The sequence below is a fragment of the Paracoccus versutus genome (assembly GCF_000763885.1).
Taxonomy (GTDB): domain Bacteria; phylum Pseudomonadota; class Alphaproteobacteria; order Rhodobacterales; family Rhodobacteraceae; genus Paracoccus; species Paracoccus versutus.
On the sequence record NZ_JRKO01000144.1, the window covers coordinates 1 to 2,272 of the forward strand.

At 65.7% G+C, this 2,272-nt stretch carries 2 protein-coding genes; both read right to left on the bottom strand.

All coding sequences use genetic code 11. The annotated features are described in order from the left end of the window. On the bottom strand, window positions 1–977 hold a 977-nt coding region (locus tag IT40_RS26270; RefSeq protein ID WP_036761438.1), incomplete at its 3' end, for an FAD-binding oxidoreductase. Window positions 978–979: 2 nt separating this feature from the next. Beyond that, complete coding sequence (locus IT40_RS26275; protein ID WP_036761439.1) at window positions 980–2,218, bottom strand: aromatic ring-hydroxylating oxygenase subunit alpha; 1,239 nt, start codon at window positions 2,216–2,218, stop codon at window positions 980–982. Window positions 2,219–2,272: the final 54 nt, after the last annotated feature.

Genomic DNA, 2,272 nt, shown 5'->3' on the forward strand with positions numbered 1-2,272 from the left:
TGGACCATGTGGACCTGGCCCGAGAGCCTGAGCACCTGGCAGGTGCCGCAGATGCCCATGCCGCAGCCCGAGGGGATCGGGATGCCCGCCGCCCGCGCCGTGGCCAGGATGGTCTCGGTTTGCGCGCAGCGGGCGGTCTTGCCGGATGCGGCGAAGCTGACCTCGGCCAGCGCGTCCTCTTGCGGCACCACGTCCTCGGGCACCGCCTCGGCCTCGGCCGGCGGGCCGCCGAAGCTTTCCTGGTGATAGCGGGCCATGTCGTAGCCCAGCCCGTGCAGGATGTCGCGCACCGCCTGCATGAAGGGCTCGGGGCCGCAGCAATAGACGTCGCGCTCCAGGTAGTCGGGCGCGACCAGGCCCAGCACCAGCTGGTTGACCATGCCGCGATAGCCGGTCCAGGGCCGATAGGGGTCGGGTTCCTCGACGATCCATTTCAGGTCGATGCCGGCGACGCGCGTCGCCATGTGCTCCAGCCGCTCGCGGAAGATGATCTCGGAGGGGCGGCGGGCGCAGTTGACGAAGACGATGTCCGGCGCCCGCCCGGAATCGTAAAGGAAGGTCGTCATCGACATCATCGGCGTGATGCCCGATCCGGCCGAGATGAACAGGTATTTCGCAGCCGGATCCCGCATCATCGAGAACTTGCCCGCCGGACCCCTGGCGCGGATCCGCATCCCCGGCCGCAGGTGGTCGAACATCCAGCGCGTGCCGATGGAATCCCTTTGCGCCTTGACCGTCACCGTCAGCGAGGTCGGCCGCGAGGGCGAGGACGAGATGGTATAGGTGCGATGCAGCACCCCGCCGGGCAGGGGCAGCTCCAGCGTCAGGAACTGCCCCGGCTCATGGCTGAAGAGCGCGCCCGAGGGGCTGCGGAAGCAGAAGGTCATCACATCCGGCGCCTCGGGCAGGAACGAGACGCATTCCAGCTCCTCGGCGTCGGTCCAGAAGGCCAGCGTCGGTTTCAGTGCTGCGTTCATCGTCACTCGGCCGCCATGCGGCTGGGGCCGAGCGCACGCTCCATGGCATCCGCATACCAGTCCACGAACTGGATGACGCCGCTTTCCCAATAGTCCGAATAGGGACCGGGAACGAAGGCGGGCGTGCTGACGCCAAGCTGGTTGGTCTCGACCACTTCGCGATCCTCGTCATTGGTGGCGATCCAGACCTCGGTCAGGCGCTTGAGGTCGTAGTCCACCCCCTCGACCGCATCCTTGTGCACCAGCCAGGTGGTGGTCACTTCGGTCTCGGTCGGGCTGATCGGCATCACCCGGAAGGTCAGCGAGTGATCGGGCAGGAAATGGTTCCAGGTGGTCGGGTAGTGGAACACCATCAGCGGGCCGGCGTCGGCAAAGGGCACCCGGCCCAGGTTCTTTTGCACCGCGACCTTGCCATCCATGGTATAGCTGACCGCATCGCCTTCCAGCGGGGCGCGGGTCAGGCGGAACTGGCCGTGCTCGCCCAGGTAGAACTGCGCGGGTGCGCCCGCCGCGGTGCAGCGGTCGAAATGCGCCTGCAGTTTTTCCGAGACGCTGCCGTCGGGCATGATGCCGGACATTTCCGGGTCCAGCGGGAAGGATCGGCACAGCGACGGATGGTTCGCGCTGCAATGATAGCATTCGCGGTTGTTTTCCCACACCAGCTTCCAGTTGCCCTTCTCGATGATCGAGGAGGTATGGGCCACCTTGGCGTCGCCGAGGTCGTGCACGTCCAGATAAGGCGCCGCCTTTTGCGCGAATGTTTCGAAGTTCGGCGGGTTCTCGGCCAGGCAGATATAGACCAGGCCACCGACCTCGCGCAGATGGACGCTGCGCAGCCCGTGCTGCGAGGGGTCGAAATCGGCATTCATCTTGTCGGCCCAGACCAGCCGGCCGTCGAGGTCGTAGGTCCAGGAGTGATAGGGGCAGACCAGCTTGGCCACCTGGCCCTCGCGGGCCTTGCAGACGATCGAGCCGCGGTGCCGGCAGGAGTTGTGGAAGGCGCGGATCTCGCCGTCTCGGCCCTTGACGATGATGACGTTGTAATCGCCGATCTTCAGGGTGACGTAGCTGCCCGCCCTGGCCAGCTGGCAGGCCGGGATGGCATAGAGCCATTCGCGATACCAGATATTCTCCAGGTCGAGCTGATAGATCTCGGCCGAGGTGTAGAAGGGCTGTTCCAGCGCATGTCCGGGCCGGCGGCGCGCAAGCAGGTCATGGATGTTCGGTTGGGTGGCTGTCATTGTCGGCTTCCACGCTGAGGTTGAACTGGCCTAATATTCCGCCGACTCGTTTCC

What these genes read in the sequence shown, in the direction of transcription:
- IT40_RS26275 (WP_036761439.1), bottom strand. Translation starts at nt 2,218, where the DNA reads ATGACAGCCACCCAACCGAACATCCATGACCTGCTTGCGCGCCGCCGG.